Source organism: Paenibacillus sp. J22R67 (genome assembly GCF_059692175.1).
This window is the reverse complement of record NZ_JCAUAX010000010.1, coordinates 188242-206760: the sequence shown is the minus strand read 5'-3', so window position 1 is coordinate 206760 and position 18519 is coordinate 188242. Positions and strand designations below refer to the sequence as shown.

Annotated in this window: 17 protein-coding genes and 1 riboswitch; of the genes, 10 read left to right on the top strand and 7 right to left on the bottom strand. The window is 49.1% G+C overall.

Annotated features, from left to right (window positions below; translation table 11 throughout):
* Nucleotides 1–110 precede the first annotated feature (110 nt).
* The gene (gene pdaA, locus AC58VC_RS29725; protein WP_497374332.1) at nt 111–845 is read left to right on the top strand and encodes a delta-lactam-biosynthetic de-N-acetylase; all 735 of its coding nucleotides are present in this window, start codon (nt 111–113) and stop codon (nt 843–845) included.
* A gap of 77 nt (nt 846–922) precedes the next feature.
* On the opposite strand, the gene AC58VC_RS29720 is transcribed toward pdaA, so the two are convergent.
* Nucleotides 923–1852 (bottom strand): peptidyl-prolyl cis-trans isomerase, encoded by a 930-nt coding sequence (locus AC58VC_RS29720; protein ID WP_497374195.1) that lies wholly within the window; start codon nt 1850–1852, stop codon nt 923–925.
* Between the two features lie 332 nt (nt 1853–2184).
* Here AC58VC_RS29720 and trxB point away from each other — a divergent pair, with 332 nt between their 5' ends.
* The 3 genes from trxB (at nt 2185) to tpx (ending at nt 4110) form a co-directional block, all read left to right on the top strand.
* A complete protein-coding gene (trxB, locus tag AC58VC_RS29715; RefSeq protein WP_497374194.1) occupies nt 2185–3129 on the top strand; it encodes a thioredoxin-disulfide reductase in 945 nt (314 codons plus the stop codon).
* 79 nt (nt 3130–3208) lie between these two features.
* On the top strand, nt 3209–3520 hold the full coding sequence (gene trxA / locus AC58VC_RS29710) for a thioredoxin (RefSeq protein WP_497374192.1): 312 nt from the start codon (nt 3209–3211) through the stop codon (nt 3518–3520).
* Between the two features lie 65 nt (nt 3521–3585).
* Entirely contained in the window at nt 3586–4110 is a 525-nt protein-coding gene (tpx, locus tag AC58VC_RS29705) for a thiol peroxidase (RefSeq protein ID WP_497374190.1), read from the top strand.
* Nucleotides 4111–4162: 52 nt separating this feature from the next.
* Here tpx and AC58VC_RS29700 read toward each other — a convergent pair whose 3' ends face one another.
* Together AC58VC_RS29700 and AC58VC_RS29695 are read right to left on the bottom strand one after the other, a co-directional pair.
* Nucleotides 4163–5065: a manganese catalase family protein gene (locus AC58VC_RS29700; protein WP_497374188.1), complete on the bottom strand. Its 903-nt coding sequence runs from the start codon at nt 5063–5065 to the stop codon at nt 4163–4165.
* A gap of 61 nt (nt 5066–5126) precedes the next feature.
* On the bottom strand, nt 5127–7367 hold the full coding sequence (locus tag AC58VC_RS29695) for a UvrD-helicase domain-containing protein (protein WP_497374186.1): 2241 nt from the start codon (nt 7365–7367) through the stop codon (nt 5127–5129).
* A 153-nt stretch (nt 7368–7520) separates the two neighbouring features.
* Between AC58VC_RS29695 and AC58VC_RS29690 the strand changes: the two genes are divergently transcribed.
* Nucleotides 7521–8414 carry a YihY/virulence factor BrkB family protein gene (locus tag AC58VC_RS29690; RefSeq protein ID WP_497374184.1) on the top strand — a complete coding sequence of 298 codons (894 nt, stop codon included), beginning with the start codon at nt 7521–7523 and terminating at the stop codon, nt 8412–8414.
* A gap of 517 nt (nt 8415–8931) precedes the next feature.
* Here AC58VC_RS29690 and uvsE read toward each other — a convergent pair.
* Together uvsE and pyk are read right to left on the bottom strand one after the other, a co-directional pair.
* Complete coding sequence (gene uvsE, locus AC58VC_RS29685; protein ID WP_497374182.1) at nt 8932–9888, bottom strand: UV DNA damage repair endonuclease UvsE; 957 nt, start codon at nt 9886–9888, stop codon at nt 8932–8934.
* Between the two features lie 142 nt (nt 9889–10030).
* Nucleotides 10031–11443: a pyruvate kinase gene (pyk, locus tag AC58VC_RS29680; protein WP_497374180.1), complete on the bottom strand. Its 1413-nt coding sequence runs from the start codon at nt 11441–11443 to the stop codon at nt 10031–10033.
* Between the two features lie 119 nt (nt 11444–11562).
* On the opposite strand from pyk, the gene AC58VC_RS29675 reads away from it, so the two are divergent.
* Nucleotides 11563–12345 carry an AraC family transcriptional regulator gene (locus tag AC58VC_RS29675; RefSeq protein ID WP_497374178.1) on the top strand — a complete coding sequence of 261 codons (783 nt, stop codon included), beginning with the start codon at nt 11563–11565 and terminating at the stop codon, nt 12343–12345.
* A 19-nt stretch (nt 12346–12364) separates the two neighbouring features.
* Here AC58VC_RS29675 and AC58VC_RS29670 read toward each other — a convergent pair whose 3' ends face one another.
* The gene (locus AC58VC_RS29670; protein ID WP_497374176.1) at nt 12365–13096 is read right to left on the bottom strand and encodes a DUF3105 domain-containing protein; all 732 of its coding nucleotides are present in this window, start codon (nt 13094–13096) and stop codon (nt 12365–12367) included.
* A gap of 186 nt (nt 13097–13282) precedes the next feature.
* Here AC58VC_RS29670 and AC58VC_RS29665 point away from each other — a divergent pair, with 186 nt between their 5' ends.
* The 4 genes from AC58VC_RS29665 to AC58VC_RS29650 all read left to right on the top strand — a co-directional run bounded on the left by AC58VC_RS29665 (nt 13283) and on the right by AC58VC_RS29650 (nt 17885).
* On the top strand, nt 13283–14728 hold the full coding sequence (locus tag AC58VC_RS29665) for a methyl-accepting chemotaxis protein (RefSeq protein ID WP_497374174.1): 1446 nt from the start codon (nt 13283–13285) through the stop codon (nt 14726–14728).
* A 63-nt stretch (nt 14729–14791) separates the two neighbouring features.
* Nucleotides 14792–14901, top strand: a riboswitch (TPP riboswitch).
* A 99-nt stretch (nt 14902–15000) separates the two neighbouring features.
* Nucleotides 15001–15597, top strand: coding sequence for an ECF transporter S component (locus AC58VC_RS29660; protein ID WP_497374173.1), 597 nt, complete (start codon nt 15001–15003; stop codon nt 15595–15597).
* A gap of 6 nt (nt 15598–15603) precedes the next feature.
* Complete coding sequence (locus AC58VC_RS29655; RefSeq protein ID WP_497374171.1) at nt 15604–17097, top strand: ABC transporter ATP-binding protein; 1494 nt, start codon at nt 15604–15606, stop codon at nt 17095–17097.
* Complete coding sequence (locus AC58VC_RS29650) at nt 17088–17885, top strand: energy-coupling factor transporter transmembrane component T family protein (protein WP_497374169.1); 798 nt, start codon at nt 17088–17090, stop codon at nt 17883–17885. The genes AC58VC_RS29655 and AC58VC_RS29650 overlap by 10 nt, the downstream gene beginning before the upstream one ends.
* A gap of 10 nt (nt 17886–17895) precedes the next feature.
* Here AC58VC_RS29650 and AC58VC_RS29645 read toward each other — a convergent pair whose 3' ends face one another.
* The gene (locus AC58VC_RS29645) at nt 17896–18372 is read right to left on the bottom strand and encodes a YuzC family spore coat inner layer protein (RefSeq protein ID WP_497374167.1); all 477 of its coding nucleotides are present in this window, start codon (nt 18370–18372) and stop codon (nt 17896–17898) included.
* Between the last annotated feature and the right edge of the window lie 147 nt (nt 18373–18519).

Genomic DNA, 18519 nt, shown 5'->3' with positions numbered 1-18519 from the left:
TTTCCTGTGGAATATTAGTAACAGTCTATGAAGGCTTAACTCAACCACAGAAGGCAAGGAGTGAATCTGCACCCGTGAAATACATCCGTATCCTTACCGTCGTGATTGCGATGCTGCTTGGACAGGCCACGCTCGTATCCGCTGACGGGTCTTACCATTTCGGCTTCAAAAAAAGCGCCAACGGACAGCGTCCTTCCATTGATGAAGAAGGCTTCAAGAATCTGTTGAAGCAGCATGGGGCTATTTTTACAGGCGATCTAGCGGTCAAAGAATTGTTCCTGACGTTTGATAATGGGTATGAGCAGGGGTATACCGGCAAAATTTTGGATGTGCTGAAAGAAAAGCAAGTGCCAGCCATCTTTTTTGTGACGGGCCATTATATCAAAACAGAGCCGGAACTCCTTAAGCGCATGGCGCAAGAGGGCCATCTGATTGGCAATCATTCTTGGAGCCATCCGGATATGAGTCAAATCTCGGCTGAGCGCATCAAGAAAGAGCTCGATCAAGTGAGAGATGGCGTTAGCGCCGTCACTGGGCAGAAGGAGATGCATTATTTGCGCACGCCGCGGGGCATCTTTAGCGGCCAGTCGCTAGCTGTCAGCCAGCAGCTTGGCTACACGAACGTGTTCTGGTCCATTGCGTACCGTGACTGGGAGCCCAAGCAGCAGAGGGGCTGGGAGTATGCGTACAGGAATGTGATGGCGCAGCTGCACCCAGGCGCGGTGATTTTGCTGCATTCCGTATCCAAAGACAACACGGAGGCTCTCGCCAAAATCATTGACGACGCCAGAAGTCAGGGCTATCAGTTCAAGAGTCTGGACGAGATGAGAACTCGTACACCGTAATAGAAAAAGGATGCCCTGGGGTAGGGGCATCCTTTTTTGTTTTGATTAGCGGTAGAATTTGCAGCTGATGCCTTACTTTAAGCTCCCGGAGCCTTGCTCAAATAGTTCTCAACCGTCGACTGGGATTTCTTATCCTCCAGCCATGTTGTCGAGAGAGAAGCCAGCTTCTGTGTGGTGATCGATGACTTAATGTCCTCTTTTTTCTCCTCCATCGTCGGTGTGGAGGCTGCTTTGCGATCCGTTACTTTAATGATGTCGTAACCAGTGCTTGTCTTAACAGCGCCACTGGTTTCGCCCGCTTTTAGAGCAAAAGCCGCGGTGTCGAAAGCCTCGTCCATGCTGCCGCTAGCGATAAAACCAAGAGAACCAGCATTATCTTTGGTAGCCGTGTCTAAAGATTTGCTTTTAGCTAACGCGGCAAAATCTGCGCCATTTTTCAAATCGGCCACAATCGCATCTGCCTCTTCTTTCGTCGCGACGGAGATGTGGGAGGCCTGAACTTGCTCCGGAACCTTCAAGGTTTCGAGGTTTTCATCGTAATATTTTTTGATCTCATCGTCTGTAATCGTGATTTGTGGTGTTAATATCTTTTTCAATAGGACTTGTGATTTCATGCTTTTCTTGAGATCGTCTAGGGTCATACCGTAAGAAGTGAGTGCTTGCTCGAACTCTGCGTCAGAGCCATAGGAGCCTTTTACATTGGCAATTTCTTTCTCAATATCTTCATCAGTGACGGTAACGCCTGCTTTTTGACCCTCCTGATTAATGAGCTCCTCCGAGATCATGGAATCAAGGGTCTGCGCACCACCGCTAGCTAGCATGGCTTGATATAACTGGTCAGAGTTGATGCTGACACCATTGACTTTGGCAACGGGTTCGACAGCACCCGCAATATTCGCTGTTTGCTTAGTCGGTGGGTAGAAGGCAATATATGCGATAAGGCAGATCAGCAGGATAGCTGATACCCATTTCCATGTGGGATTTGACCGTAGCTGTTTATTATTCATATTTGCTCCCTTCAATTGTGAGTCTCTGGATGACATGCTCTTATTATGCCTATGGAATCTGAAGCCTATATGAAGTCTAACTGAAAGTTTCATGAAGGCTTAGCCGGATTATGGAAGCAGTAGGGTTAGTGCTAGGGACTAGTGCTTCATTTTAACTTGTATGCAATTTAATTGTTGACAAAGTTAAATGGAATTGGTATGATTCATTCATAAGGTTTGCATCAAATTAATTTGTTAACAAAACAGTGGCGAGAAACAAGAAATAAACAAAGCAACTTAACCTTTTAAAATCCAACAAACAACGAAACAACGATCAATAAGGAGGCATTCATATGCATCATAAAGCGATCATTATCGGAACGGGACCAGCCGGATTAACGGCTGCCATATATTTAGCTAGAGCGAGCATCGAGCCTCTTGTCATCGAAGGCATACAGCCTGGCGGCCAATTAACCACAACAACAGAAGTGGATAACTTTCCAGGCTTCCCGGACGGGATTATGGGCCCTGAACTTATGGACAACATGAGGAAGCAGGCGCTACGCTTCGGCGCCAAAATCCAGTCGGGGCGTGTGACGGAAGTGGATATGTCGAAACGACCATTCACTTTATTCTTGGAAGGCGGGGGTCAGTTGACCGCGGACTCCATCGTTATTTCCACAGGCGCTTCGGCTAAAAAGCTAGGTATCCCTGGGGAGTCTGAGAATATCGGAAAAGGCGTCAGCACATGTGCAACTTGTGACGGATTTTTCTTCAGGAATAAGAAAATTATCGTGATTGGCGGCGGGGATACCGCGATGGAAGAGGCACAATTTTTGACTAGGTTCGCTTCTGAAGTACGAGTGGTGCATCGTCGTGATGACCTGAAAGCATCGAAAATCATGCAAGATCACGCCCGTGGCAATGACAAAGTGGCTTGGAGCTTGAACCGCACGCCGCTGGAAGTTGAGGCTGGACCGCTCGGTGTAAAAGGGCTCAAAGTACGCAACAACGAGACTGGCGAGGAAGAGTTTCTTGAGGCAGATGGCATTTTCCTTGCTATCGGACATACGCCGAATACAGGTTTCTTAGGCGGGCAACTGCCAACCGATGAACTCGGTTACCTGCAGGTCATTCCGGGAACGTCCAAAACAGGAGTACCAGGCGTATTCGCCTGCGGTGACGTACAGGATCACATTTACCGACAAGCCATCACATCAGCAGGAAGCGGTGCTATGGCGGCACTAGATGCTGAGCGGTATATTTCAGAACTTACTGCGCTTGTAACTAGCAAATAACACCTGAATAACAACCAAATAACAGTCAGATAACATGAAATAACTATTAAATAAACTTAAATTCTAGGAGGAATTACTCATGTCAGTTAACCAAATTTCCGATGCAACATTTCAAAGTGAAACAAGTAGTGGAACTGTACTCGTCGACTTCTGGGCCCCATGGTGCGGCCCTTGTAAAATGATCGCTCCGATCCTGGATGAACTCTCTAATGAGGTTAGCGACAAAGCCAAAATCGTAAAAATCAACGTGGACGACAATCCGGAGTCCGCTGCTAAATATAACGTTATGAGCATTCCGACTTTGCTAGTTTTCAAAGACGGGCAAGTCGTGGATCAGCTAGTAGGCGTGCAACCCAAAGAGAAACTTAAAGCTGTCATCGAGCAAGCTTAATAACCTTTTTCCAGCATCAACACATATAGACTACCAAACTACTAAATTATTCAGGAGGCACTACAATGACACAAGTACAAGAGCGCACAGGAGTAGCAACAGTTGGGGGAAATCCAGTAACCCTGCTTGGCCCAGAAATTAAAGTTGGCGATCAAGCGCCTGATTTCAAGGTGAATAAAGATCTTATGACTGAAGTGAGTCTGTCCGATTATGCAGGCAAAATTAAGCTGATTTCCGTTGTTCCTTCCGTTGACACAGCAACTTGTGATGCGCAAACGCGCCGATTTAATGTGGAAGCAGATAAACTTGGGGATAACGTTGTTATCCTGACGATTTCGGTGGATCTTCCTTTTGCACAAAGTCGTTTCTGTGGGGCTGCTGGTATTGATAAAGTCATTACACTTTCTGACTACAAACATCGTAACTTCGGCCAAGCGTATGGCGTATTGATTAAAGAAATTCAGCTGGATCAACGAGCTATTTTCCTTGTAGATGCTGACAATACCGTTCGTTATGTTGAATATTTGAGCGAAATGAAAGAGCATCCGAATTATGACGCGGCACTTGAAGCATTGAAAGAGCTTGTATAAATAAATATGAAAAAAGGACGAAGCAGGTCATTCCTGCTTTGTCCTTTTTTGTTTATACGTGAATACCGGCAGACTGCTGGAGTCTAGCGGCAATTTTCATGAAATCCTCAGGGAATATGCCAGGGGCGAATTCTTCCGGCGTATCGGCGTATTCTGGAATCGGACCGCCTTCCGGGATGCCTTCCTTGACGATCAATTCGCCGCCATCCTCGGGATGGACGCCTTTCCAGATCTGCTCCAGGTCCCGGTAGTCCTCATCGCTGAAACGGTACAAGACCCGGTGTACCCCTTTTTCCTCATACTTGCGAGTCTCATTGAAGGCTCTGTTATCCAGACTCGGAATGGGTATGAGCTTGGTCACGTCAGCGCCGGTAGCCACCTCAAGTGCTTTGGCGTAAGCTACCACATGAACGCCTCCTCGAACCAGCAAGTAACCGATCATAGCGCGGGCAACGGGGTGACTGGTCATTTCGTAGACGCGCATCTTGTGTGTGCGGGCTCCGCACTCCAAGAAGAAGTTATGCAGCAAATCTAAGATGAGATTGCCGCTGTTGAACACATTCTCCCCGGTCCAAGCTTTGCCCATGGAGTCCACCGGGAGCGCATTTTGACCGGCAAAGATGAAATGCTGCGTATTACGCACATCCTTGGCAGCTGCCAAAGGTGTTGAATCAGGGTCGCCGGGTTTCGTTGCACCAGCCAAGCACAAGTTAATCGTGTGTGAAACGAGCTCAACATGGCCGAATTCCTCCGCTGTAATGCTAGAAATAAGGTCATAAAAAGGCTTCAATTTCGTCTTGTTCTTGAAATTAAACGATTGAAACATGTAATTGTTCAGCGTGGACATTTCGCCGAATTTACCGCCAAGCAGCTCCTGGACAGCGGCTGCTGCGTTCGGGTCGGCGGTTGTCGGCTGCGGCAGTTCAATGGCTAAGCGATTGAATCTTTTGATCAAAATGATCCCCTCCAACTGGTCAGATACGGATGTATTCTAACCAAGCTGGGAGCAAATCATACTACTTGCGGGCGAGCGGGACGAGCCTATTGCCCTTGACCATGGCCCCGCCGCACAAGGGGCACGCCTTCGCCGTTCGCTGCGATTCCTGCGGCGAAGAAATGCGCGACCAGGCCTTGCAGCCGGCCTGGCCGCAAACCCACGCCGCGACCAACTCCGTCGGCGCGGGCTTCACAGCAGCAGCAGCCGTCCGCGGCGCGGCTGGCTTCGTAACAGCCGCCGCAGGCTTGCGGCTGTCGGTCACGTCCGCGCCAGGGAACGCGGACAGCAGGAAGCGGGAAGGCTCAGCCTTCTTCCCGCGATAATACGCCGGCGAGCTGATCAGCAGCTCGGCCTTGGCGCGCGTGACGGCGACGTAGGCGAGTCGCCGTTCTTCCTCTAGCGCGGCGGCGGTTTTGTCGCGCGCGGTGACACCGGCCAGCTGAACATCGTTCAGCTGATTCGCCTCGAGTGCCGAACTATGCGGCATGTTGCCCTCAATCGCACAGAGCAAGTAGACCACCTTGAACTCGAGGCCTTTCGATTTGTGAATTGTCATCAGCGAAATTCGGTTCGCAGCATGGCCTTTTTGCAGTGCGCTCATTTCGGTGCGTTTTATTGCGACTTCATGGATAAAATAAAGGAACTGCTCCACCGAATCAAAACGCTTGGCAGAGGACTCTAGTTCATCCAGCGTCTCCTTCAGCATTTCCCGGTGATGCGTAAGCTTGCTGCGCTTATTCGTCTCCAAGAACGCATCGTAGAAATCTTTACGAATCGCTTGGATGGCTTCCAGCGGCTTCATTTCAGCGAGCGTTTTAATGAGACGGATGCGGCTTTTGAGCTTTTCTTTCTGAAAATCCTTCAGCTGCGGCAAGCCCAAGAGGTGGATCAGCGGCCACTTTTTAGCCTGAATCGCCTCCTGTTCTTGAATAATCCGCATGCCTTGGTCACGCCCTATATATAATGAAGGTAGGACACCCTCTATCGCTTCGAAATTGCGGCGCTCATGAGCAATCCGAAGATGATCGATAATCGGCTTTACCATCCACTGTTCATAGAAGGAATCACTGCTGCCGTAGTCGACAAAAGGTAAATTATGCAGGATCAACTGCTCAATAATAGCCCTGCTGTTGCTTTGGGTCCGGTACAGAATGGCAAAATCCCCAAACGCACAGCCACCTTCGGCGACTTTGACCCGAATATCGTTGATTAACCAATCCGCCTCGTCGTCGCTGCTGGCAGGCCTTACATACAGCGGTTTCGTATCACTTTGCTTGGTGGCGAGCAGCGTCTTGTTTTTGCGCTGGACGTTATGCTTAATGATGGCATTACCTAGCCCAACGATGCTTGAGGTGGATCGATAGTTAATATCAAGCGTGACCGTCGTCGCTGCGGGATACTGCTCATGAAATTGTAAAATAAATTCATTCCGAGCCCCGTTAAACGAATAAATGGTCTGGTCATCATCACCGACGACCATCAAATTTTGATGATTTCGAGCTATCATTTTAATAATCTCATACTGCACGGTGTTCGTATCCTGAAATTCATCGACGCTGATGTAAGAAAATTTTCGCTCCAGTGAGCGCAGGATAGCACCATTGTCTTTCAGCAGTTGGTAGGCAAGGATCAAAATATCGTCAAAGTCGATCTTCATCTGCTCCATTTTCCACTGCTCATATTGCAGAAAAATTCGCTTCATCTCCTGATCTTCTTCCGTATCTTCGGGAAGGTCACTGACGTCGATTAGCTGCATTTTATAGGAGGAAAGAATGGAGATAAGCACCTCGGGCTGGTAGGTATCCTGAAGGCCCATGCTCAGCATGATACGTTTGAAAACAATCTGTTGATAGCGGCCGTCGCTCAGAATCTCCTGATTGAACCCGTTCATCCGCAGCAAGCGCAGACAGAAGGCATGGAACGTTCTGACTTGCATCGAGTGGGTGATACTTGTATCTATACCTGGGAGGGAGGCGAGGCGCTCCCGCATTTCTTCAGCGGCTTTTTTCGAAAAAGTAATCAGCAGCACATTCGACGGGTGTACTCGGTGAACGCGCAGCAAATAAGCGACTCGGCATACCAGCACCGTTGTTTTCCCAGAACCTGCTCCCGCTAACGTGAGAAGAGGGCCTTTGAAATGGCGCACAGCCTGTACCTGCGCTTGATTCAACAAAATGCGGTGGCGTTCCAAATCGCGGAAAAAATAAGCATCCTGATCCTCGTCGGGTACAAAATCCGAGCTATTCGTTAACCGTGCCATCTGCGCATGCGGAACCTTTTGCTCAGTGGCTGGTTTAGAGCTTATTGGAGTAGGGTAAATAGAAAGAGAGTTCATTGGTAATCACCTGTTCCTTGCAGGACTGAACTACCTATTTTATCACAATTCTTGAGCAATGAAAGGATAACTCCGCCGATGGTTATATCTAACTTGAAATTGCTCTGGCACCAATTCCAAAAGCACGATGCTACGGGGCTGGCTGCACAGTGTGCCTACTATTTCCTGCTGTCGCTCTTCCCGTTTCTGCTCTTTATTCTGAGTTTGCTTGGGTACTTGCCATTCTCATCGGACGATGTGGTGACGCTGATCAGAGACTACATACCGGGCGCCGTCTCCAACTGGCTTGAGGATACTTTAAGCAATTTGCTCGATGTAAAAAGAGGAGGGACGTTGTCCTTCGGGATCATCCTTGCCTTAGTGAGCGCTAGCGCAGCGATGAACGCCATCGTGATAGCCGTGAACAAAGCCTACGGCTTGCCGGAGCGCAAAAGCTTTATTCACTCGCGTTTTCTGGCCGTTATGCTGACACTGGGCATGCTTATTGTGATTGCTTCTGCGCTGCTTCTGAGCGTTTTTGGCCATTGGATTGGGGACTGGGTACAAGCGCATGTTCATCTGGCGACAACGAAGGTTAACGTATGGAACAATCTCCGCTGGATTGTGAATTTCATCATCTTGTTCATTGTTTTCACAGGCATTTATTACATAGCTCCGAACACCTGTCTGACGTGTAAAAGTGTGCTCCCCGGTGCCTTGTTCGCCTCCCTGGGCTGGCAGGGGACTGGGCTGGGCTTCTCCTTCTACGTGAATAACTTTACGAATTATAGTGCTACTTATGGCAGTGTTGGGGGGATCATTGTCCTCATGACTTGGTTCTATATTTCGGCGCTGCTTATTATTATCGGGGGAGAGATTAATGCTCTGAAGCATGTGAAGATGCAGGAGCATGTTCATACGGTTTCGCTGGATAAGCAGGATAAGCTTAGTGGAGATAAGGGGATGGATAAGCAGGATAAGATATTGCGGTGAAGCTTCTTCCGCCCAGCTTTCAAAAGCAAGCTCCCACGCCATTAACTTTCAAGGGTGAAGCTCCACTTCGCCCGCCTCGTCCCCGTCCCGCAAAATAACTGGAAAATCTCCCGTTAATTGGAGGTGCGACGGTCCCAGAGAGGATATAACTGGATAAACTCCATCTAAATCGCAGGTATTGAAGCAAAGTTAGTGGATTTGGAGGAATTAGCGGTAGAAATTCCATCTACTTGCGCTAAAGTGGATCAAATGTGGAAAATAGCAGGAGTAATCGGCGTTAATACAAGTAATCAATTTGTCGGCAACCCAGCTGCTCAGCTAATGAGCTGAACGGCTGTTCAGTGGTGCGGCTCATCAGCTGTCCAGCCGCTCAGTAGACCGACTCCCTAATAGCATCAGCTCTCTGCTAGCTTAGCTCCACTCGGCCAAACTAGCTTTCATAGCATACAAAAAGACGGCAGAACCAAGCGGAACCGCTTAATTCTACCGTCTTTCTCTTTCTCTTTTTCTTCCACCTCTACCACTGCAAAATGCCGCCATCAATCCGCTTAATGCCACGGATCTTGCTGAGCTGTTCCGCCAGCCGGAACAAGGAAAGATCCTTCATCTTCGCCTCAATCATGACGTCGACGCGGCCCAGTCCTGCTTCCTTGCAGCTTTTGAGAAAAGCGACCAACTGCTCCGGCTCGATGTAGTCAGCATGGGAGCGGAATTCCTTCGTATCCTTTGGAGACTTCGGAGACGAAACATGAATTTTCATGGGGATATCGCCCCAAGTCTTCGCGATCTGCGGGAGCAGCTCCTGAGGCGTGGCCCCCGAAGGGTTGCACCAATCATGATGCAAATCCAGCATGCAGGGACGCTGGAGCTTCTGGCTCACGGCGAGGGTTTCCTCGAGCGTGTAGGTTTTATCGTCATTTTCAAAAGTGAGCCGCCGCATGATAGGATCCGGCACCTCGGGTGTCTTCGCGAACAGCCGCTCCGTCGCGGCTCCTTTGTCACCGTACACGCCTCCGACGTGGATGTTGATGATGGCCGATTCATCAAGTCCCATCCCATCGAGAATCGCCGCATGGTACCGCAAATCTTGAATCGCAGCCGCTACGACCGAGTCACTCCCGTTCAACAGCGTGAACTGGTTGGGATGCATGCTGAGGCGAATGTCATGCGCCTGAGTGAAGTCGCCGAGCTTTTTGAGCTCGTCTTTGTATTCGCTGGCTACGTCAATTTGCACATCTGGATGAGTGGCTAAGGGAATGAGCGACGAAGAGAGACGAAACAAGCGAATGCCATGAGCGGCATTGTAAAAGAGGATGCGCTGCGTTGCCTCGAGGTTCTTGCGACCGATAGCAATCGCACGCTGAATGGCTTCCTCACGCGGACGCTGGGAGAACAGCTTATACGTAAACGTCGAGCTAGGTGTATTATTAAAAATCGCGAGTGCAATCGATACGAAGCCGAGTCGGATAATCATGGAACCTCCCGTTAAAAGTGACTTATAAAGTTATCGTTAATGTGCCCTCTAGCTAATATTTTAAGGCATAAAAAGCAAGAAAAGACACCCGAAAGGTGTCTTTATCTCTGTCCGATTTGTTTTATCTATAAACGAAACCAACTTAAACCCGCTCAACCTTCAACAGGTTCGTAGTCCCCGATTTCCCTACAGGAACACCTGCGGAAACGACAGTAAGGTCGCCCTTTTTCACATAGCCGAGCGTTTCGGCCTGAGTGATAGCCGAACGAATCATCGCATCGGTTGAGTCGCAGAACTCGCCATAGATCGGGATCACACCCTGTACCATGCTAAGCAAATTAATTGCGTACTCGTTGGAAGTCACCGCGATTATCGGTGCTTCCGGACGATACTTGGCGATCATCCGTGCGGTGAAGCCGCTCTCTGTCGGTGTCAGAATCGCCGCAGCCTTCAGTTTATTCGCGGAGGATACAACCGCTTGGCACAGCACTTCCGTCACTTCATTGTTCGATTGCAGCTGTGCGTCGATCATGGAGCTGCGCTCCATTGTTTGCTCAACGCGCTCGGCAATTGTCGCCATCATCGTCACGGACTCGACGGGATATTTACCCGCGGCGGTTTCGCCGGAAAGCATGACCATGTCACTGCCGTCAAGTACGGCGTTCGCGACATCGCTCACTTCAGCGCGCGTCGGACGCGGGTTACGCTGCATGGAGTCAAGCATTTGCGTTGCTGTAATAACCGGCTTGCCGGCTAGATTACAAGCACGGATCATATCTTTTTGCGCGATCGGCACTTCTTCTGTAGGAATTTCTACCCCAAGATCACCGCGCGCAACCATGATACCGTCAGAAGCCTCAAGAATTGAAGCGAAGTTCGTCATGCCTTCTTCGTTCTCAATTTTTGAGATAATCGGTGTATGGCCTGCGCCATGCTGCTCTAGAATTCCGCGAACTTCCTGAACATCGTTGCCGTTACGTACGAAGGACATCGCGACGATGGAGATATTTTCTTCGACACCGAATTTAATGTGCATCACGTCACGCTCTGTTACACCCGGTAGAGATGTGCGTACACCTGGCAAGTTCACACCTTTGCGCTGCTTCAGAACACTTTGGTTCAAGACGCTGCAGATCACTTCCGTGCCATCGATTGCTTCAACACGAAGCTCAATGGAGCCGTCATCGATGAGGATAAGGTTGCCTGGTTTAACGTCCTGCGGGAGGCCAGGGTAATTCACAGAAACACGGCTGCCGTCGCCAATGATTTGTTCTGTCGTCAAGACGATGCGATCACCGGTTTTCAAATCATAAGAAGCATCTTTCAGTTGTCCGATGCGGATTTCCGGTCCTTTGATATCCATCAGAATCGGCACGACAACCCCTAACTCCTGAGCGGCTTGACGTACGCGCTGAATGCGTCCGCGGTGCTCTTCCAAATCGCCGTGCGCCATATTTAGTCGGGCAACGCTCATACCGGAGCGGATTAATTCCTTCAGAGTCGGGATCGAATCGCAAGCAGGTCCCATGGTGCAAATAATCTTCGTTTTACGCATTGTTCAGGACTTCCTTTCGTAGTGGACGAATCAATTTTGGCTTCATTATATGCCTTTTTTCGACAAAACTCTATGAAATATAGTATGCTATATGAAATATAGTATTCAGGCGGTGGAAAATGAAGGTAACAAGTTACACGTATGATAAAAGCAGCAATTGGTACGGGGAATCACAGGAGACGTGCCAGGATTGGACGCTTGTATTTGTTACTTACGGCCGCTGCGTTTATTGGATCGAGGAAAAAAAACAAGTGCTGGAGAAGGGGCAATGGCTGCTCATCCCGAGCAGTATTCCCTTTTACGGGCGAAGTGTTCCAACCATGCTGCACGAAAAATATGTCGTTCAATTTGATCCGGAAGCTGTTCAAGCGTCATTCCCGCTTTTCAAGCTGTCCGGAGCCGCAAGCCGGTTCACGAGCAAGTATGAACTGATTCTCGACCGGCTGCGCCATATCCACCAGCAATGGCAAGACAAACAGCCCTATTATCAGACGCTGTGTGAAGCGCTGCTAACAGAGCTGTTCGTTTATTTGCATAGAGAGTGGGACCAGGAGTCTGCAACGAGTGCTACACTGCAACTAGTCGAGCACATGAAGAGCTATATCCAGAACCATTACCGGGAGCATGTCACCAAGGAGGAGTTGGGTACTTGCATTAGTAGATCACCGAACTACGCGGCGACCCTTTTTCGCAAAGTGACCGGCCAGACGATCAGTGAATGCGTGCATGCTGCCAGGATCAAAACGGCTGTCTACATGCTCAGGCATTCGGCATTAACGGTGACGGAAATATCCGATTTCATCGGCTACAATGATCCGTCTTATTTTTATCGTGTGTTTAAAAGATTAACGGGACTAGTGCCAACTGATTTGGTCTCTGATCGCGAGAATGTTCGTAAGTAGAGAGAATTGGTCCTTTGACTTACATCGTTCCGCCGCCGCGACGCACTTCAGGTGGGATCTTTTCAGGACCTTTATCAATATTCTGGTAAATGAAAGTGCCGACGCTGGCTTCGTCAAACTTTGGAAGCTGCATCGTCTTCGTCCAGGCGGTTACGACAACCTCTTTATCGCTGGGCACATCTGGATTAGGTACAGCCAGCACACCAGCGCCCGCTTGCTTGAAATGGCTTAAATATTCGAGACGGTCCTTGAGCTCTTGAGGCGCATCGGGATGGTAATAGATAATGATATCGCCATGCTCTAAATTATGGACAAGCATCGCATACGTCGGTCTTTCCTTGTAAAAGCCGAACTTCAAGTCATGCGGACTGTGCGTGCCTGAAGTTGGAATTTTCATCTCGTAGGTCAGCATACCCTCATCGTGACCGCGCCCGTAATCTTTATCCGTGGTGACCTCTATGGGCGCATTATAATTAAGCTTATCTACGCTATATTTGTTGGATGAGGACTGGATCAGAGAAGTTCCCAAAGAGCAGACGGCCAAAATCAACAGAGTATGGGAGAGAATCAGCCAGGTCTTGCGCTTTTTGTGGAGGGCCTGTTTCTCGGCCTTTTTAAGCTTGCTCGTGTTCGCTTTGTTCGTCTTAGCGGCAAGCACATAACCAATGATGGCCACAATGAAAAGGGCTGCCCCTATATAAAGCAAAATTGCAGTAATATCCGATCCGCTCTGCATGGTGGAATTGTCCATTTGATATGAGCTCCTTTACGTTTATATTCCTTCATACACTACATATTGTAGTTTCGATAGAGACAAGAAGTCAAATTCTTTGTGATGTTCCCGTCTCCAGCTTGAAAAAAGGAGGAATTTCCCTTATCAATGTTGAATCATGTAACAAAATGTCTGTTTTTGTAGAAAAAAAAGGGGGATGACCAGATGACAGCACAGTTGCTAGAACTACATAAAAGAAACGCATTAATGGTGAAGCTATTGTGGGCTTGTTTGGTGTTAGGAATGGGAGCTTCCTACAGATCTATGGGAGTAGTAACGACGTTACTCGCTTTTGGAGCGCCTATTGCGCTGCTGTGTACGTTGCTGATCTGGAGGAAAATCGGGGTCACTTATACCAAGTATGTCATTGCCATAGGCCTTAATGTGATTTCATATTTCTTTATGACACATAATGTGACTTTGTCGAGCATGCTTATCTTGTATTTAAGTTTAGCGCTTGTCTCCTTGTATATGGATTATAGGCCACTGCTGCTTAATGGGGTGATCGGGATCGTTAATTTGAACTACTTCTGTTCCACGTTGTCAGGTCCAATTGACTACATTGCGATCAATGTTTTTTATGTGCTAGTGATCATGGCGCTTATTGGTCAAGGTCAGATTGGAAGCAGATTATTAAGCCGTGTAGCCCAGAGTGCTCGGGAGTCTGAGGTGTCGAGGATGAAGACGGAAGAGGTACTGACAGGTATCCGTACGACAACGGAGGTACTAGGAACTTCCAGTAATACGCTTCATGACAATGCATCCGTAACCGGTAGAATCACAGAAGAAGTCGTTGCGGCTTTCCAAGAGATCTCGATTGGCATTGAGTCGCAAGCAACTTCCATCACAGACATAACAACGGCAATCCAGGAAGTGAATGAGACGGTGGAGATGACCTCCTCCGCATCGGATACAATGAGCAGCAGGTCCCGCGATACAGCCCGTATAACGAATGAAGGCAAGAATCAAATGGAAGATCTGACGCATAAAATCAAGGACATTACCGTCATCGTAACGGAAACGTCGAACATCATGAATGAAGTGAACGAAGAAAATGTGAAAATTGGAAATATCGTAACAACGATTGCCGACATTGCTAAACAAACGAATCTCCTCTCCCTCAATGCTTCCATTGAAGCTGCTCGAGCAGGAGAACATGGTAAAGGTTTTGCCGTGGTTGCTGGCGAGATTCGGAAGCTTGCGCAGAACGCACACGTGGCTTCAACAGATATCTCAGAGATTCTGGGCTCTATTCAGCAAAAAGTTGAAATAGCCGTAGAGAAAGTGGCAGATGGTAAAATAGCGGTAGAATCGGGTAAAAAATCAGCGGAAAGTGTTGATCAGCTATTCGAAGTTATTAACATAAATACAGCGGAAGTCATGGAGCAAGCGGAGAATTTACAGCGTATGAATCAGCAATTGCAAATGTCGTCCCAGAAGGTTGCTGAGGAAATGACATCTGTCGCAGCGATAACCGAAGAGTCGGCCGCATCCGTGCAGCAAGTACTTGCTAGTGCGGAAGTTCAGCAGAAGCGGGTGGAAGATATAGTTGACAGCATCCGCCAGCTGTATGGATTGACGCTGGATCTAAAGCTTTTGATTGAAAAATAATGAAAAATAATTTCCCCAAAGGCATTGCCAAATATCGGTTAATCCGATACAGTTAAGCCAAATGAATAGCAACACGGGTGCTTGATGAAGTCAGGCTGAGATAGTGGCCCTATGCCACTGACCGTTAATCTGATCTGGGTAATGCCAGCGTAGAGAATTGGAGTGCCTTTCTGCACTAATTTTATGCCTGCCGCATCCCGGTAGGCTTTTTTTGTCGTGTTCGTCTATCTCATTTTACAAATTGGATCCAAGAGAAGGAGTGGGAAGAAGAAATGGCACAAAAAGAAACAAGAGCAAAAGGGTTAAAATTGACCGACATCTTGGTCACGATCGTGATCGCGGCTGTATTTGGGGTGATTTATCGCATATGGGGTCCGATATATGACAGTCTCAAACCGATCGGTCTGCACGTCGATCAGCTAAGTTACGGTATGTGGTTCATGGCGGCCACATTTGCTTTTCTGGTTATTAGGAAGCCAGGGGTCGCGTTATTGGCGGAAGTTGCAGCCGCGACGATTGAAGCGCTTTTTGGAGGAACATGGGGGGCAGCGACGCTTGCATACGGCATCCTTCAGGGGCTTGGAGCAGAACTGATCTTCGCGCTTTTCCTGTATCGTCGGGCGAATGTGGGTGTAACGGTGCTCGCGTCATTCGCGTCCGCCGTGCTCTCCCTGTTTATAGATAAATATTATGGCTATATTGATCAGCTAACCTTCTGGAATTATTGCTTATTTATTGGACTTCGTCTCGCTGGTTCTGCCATTATCGCTGGCGTATTCGCCTATTACTTGGCCAAAGCATTGGCTCGTACCGGAGTGCTTAACTTAGTTCGTCCCGTTTCTAAGAAAGATTACGATGTACTGGGGTAATGCGTGATGAGCGAGGCAATCGGTGTTACCAACCTGCGTTTAAAATATCCTGGTGAGGAGGTCCCCCTGTTATTTCAAGGGGTTTCCTTTTCGGTGATGCCAGGGGAAAAGGTGCTGCTGCTCGGGCCAAGCGGCTGCGGCAAATCGACGCTGCTGCAAGTGCTGAGCGGGATCGTCCCCGATATTATCGAGATTCCGCTTAAGGCGGATAAACTTGTAACGCCAAGTCGCTGGGGGTATGTGTTTCAAGATCCAGACGCTCAGTTCTGCATGCCTTATGTGGATGAGGAAATTGCTTTTGTTTTGGAAAATAGGCAGGTCCCCCGTGAGGAAATGCCGGAGCGAATTGCGCATTATCTGTTCTTAGTGGGGCTGCAGCTGGAAGATGCTCATACCTTAATCAACCAACTGTCACAGGGGATGAAACAGCGGTTGGCGATTGCAAGTGTCCTCGCCTTGGAGCCTGAAGTACTATTTCTGGATGAGCCTACGGCGCTGTTAGATGAAGAGGGCACGGGGCTAGTATGGGAAACGATCCGGTCCATTAGCGCTGATAAAACCTTAGTCATTGTGGAGCATAAAATCAGCGGCATACTCGATCTCATTGATCGCCTGATTGTCATCTCTCCAGAAGGAGAGATACTGGCTGATGGCTCTCCACAAGTCGTGTTTGAACGGTATAAAAAGCAGTTAGCCGACTATGGCATTTGGTATCCTGGCGTTTGGGACGATAGCCGTATCGAACGCTTAAGTGGGAATAAGGCGGCTGTGGAGGGTAAAGCTGATGTTGCTGCTGAGAATCGGCAGCCAATCATGTCTTTTTGCGATTTCACAGGGCTTCGCGGCGGACAAATCAAGACCTCTGTGGATAACTTGAATGTTTATTTCGGTGACTGGATCACGGTCATTGGTGCTAACGGCGCAGGCAAAAGCTCGCTCCTGCTCGCCATTATGCGGCTCATCCCGACGAAGGGCAGCTGCTGGATCGACGGTGTGAAGGGCAGCAGAATCGAGCAGCTTGCCGAGCAAGTCGGCTTCGTGTTTCAAAACCCCGAATTCCAATTCGTGACGAATTCGGTGGAAGAAGAGCTGCTCTACTCCTTGCCGGAGGCGGAGGAGGGGAAAGGCGCACAGCAGGCTGCTCTGGAGGAGCTGCTGCGGCAGTACGATCTGCTCGCGCTGCGCAAGCGGCATCCGTTCCAGCTCTCGATGGGCCAGAAGCGCCGCTTAAGCGTAGCTTCTGCGATGGTTCGCAGCCCGCGTATCCTGCTGCTGGATGAGCCCACCTTCGGGCTCGACGCACGCGGTACGATGCGCATGCTGGAGCAGCTGGAACGGCTGCGCGCAGGGGGCACAGTCATCGTGATGGTGACGCACGATGAGGAGATCGTCAAACGCTGTGCCACGCGCGTTTGGCAGGTTGAAGCCGGCTGTGTGAAGGAACAGTCTGCGACTTTCGCAACACACGCCAGGGAAGGAGCGCCGGTGGTATGCAAATAACGTTCACGTACCGTGAAACCTGGCTGCATCGGGTCAATCCAGGAGTGAAGCTTGTCCTATCCCTGCTTCTGTTTGTTCTTGTTGTATTCACGCATAATCTGAATACAATGATGTATTTAACAGCGGGTGCGCTGGTGCCGCTGTTCCTTTTTTCAGGCCAGCCGCTGCACCGTCTGCTGCTGTATGCTTCGCCGTTCCTGCTCATCTTCATCTCCTCTGCGGCGGGGATGATGATGTTCGGCAACGGGGACACGGAGTGGTTTCGCCTCGGATTCATTCGAATCACGGAAGAAAGCTTCTACCGAGGCTTGCATCTGGGTTTCCGAGGTCTCCAGGTCGCGGCTGTCGGTTTGCTGTTCAGCTTGACGACCCGGCCGGTTGCCCTGTTTTATGCACTGATGCAGCAGTGGAAGGTGGCGCCGAAGTACGCCTACAGCTTCCTTGCCGCTCTGCGCATGCTGCCGCTTATGGTGGAGGAATTCCAAACACTGCGCTATGCACTTAAGGTGCGAGGCAGGAAACGGAGGCGCAACTGGCTAACAGGCTGGTACACAACGATGCGCATGTACGCCATTCCACTCCTTGCCCAGAGTATCCGCCGCGCTCACCGAACAGCTGTGGCGATGGAAGCGAAGCGTTTCTCCACACATACCAAACGGACTTATTACTATCAATCCAGCTACTCCAAGTTAGATATTTATTTTATGGTTTACTGGCTTCTTCTTGTTGCATTCGCGTTTTGGGCGGGGACGGCGTTACCGATTTGGCATGCCTTTGACGTACGATAGACGAAGTGGCCTATTGACCCCATTTGAGCGATAGCGTAACCTCACAGCAAGGCATGTCATTCGATTGGGGATTAATTGTAAACTTCACGGAGCTTGGTGAATAGCTGGTCACAACAATAGATTTGCAGCCGAAGGAGTGGACGATACGATCCACTTCTTTTTGATTTCCTTGCTGAGCCTGCGTCATTAACTCACGAGCGATGGCGGGTTCAGCAAGCTTTTGAACGAGAAGGGAAGCGTCCTTGAGCAGATGATTAGAAGACGCAATCGAGTTAGAAAGTATTTTAGAATCGACGGTTGGATAATCACGGGCTATGGTCGTATTTGTATATAAATGGGGATAATGCTGCTCCCAACCTGACCAAACTTCTGGCTGATCTTGATGTTCATTTAAGCCATAAAGTCGATAATTGGGGGAAGCAGGTACAGTCGGGGGATAAGGATAGAAGGGCTGTTGTTCAAAGTAATAAGCAGGGTAGTTGTACATGGGACGGACCCCTTTTCTTGGGAAAATTGAGCTAAAGTGCGCATTAGCAATATATGTAAAATAGGCGTGTTGGTGCATGAGCCGCGCTGAACGCAAAAAAAGCCGCCCTCAAGTAGATTAACTACTTAGGGGCGGCCGTAAAAGTGA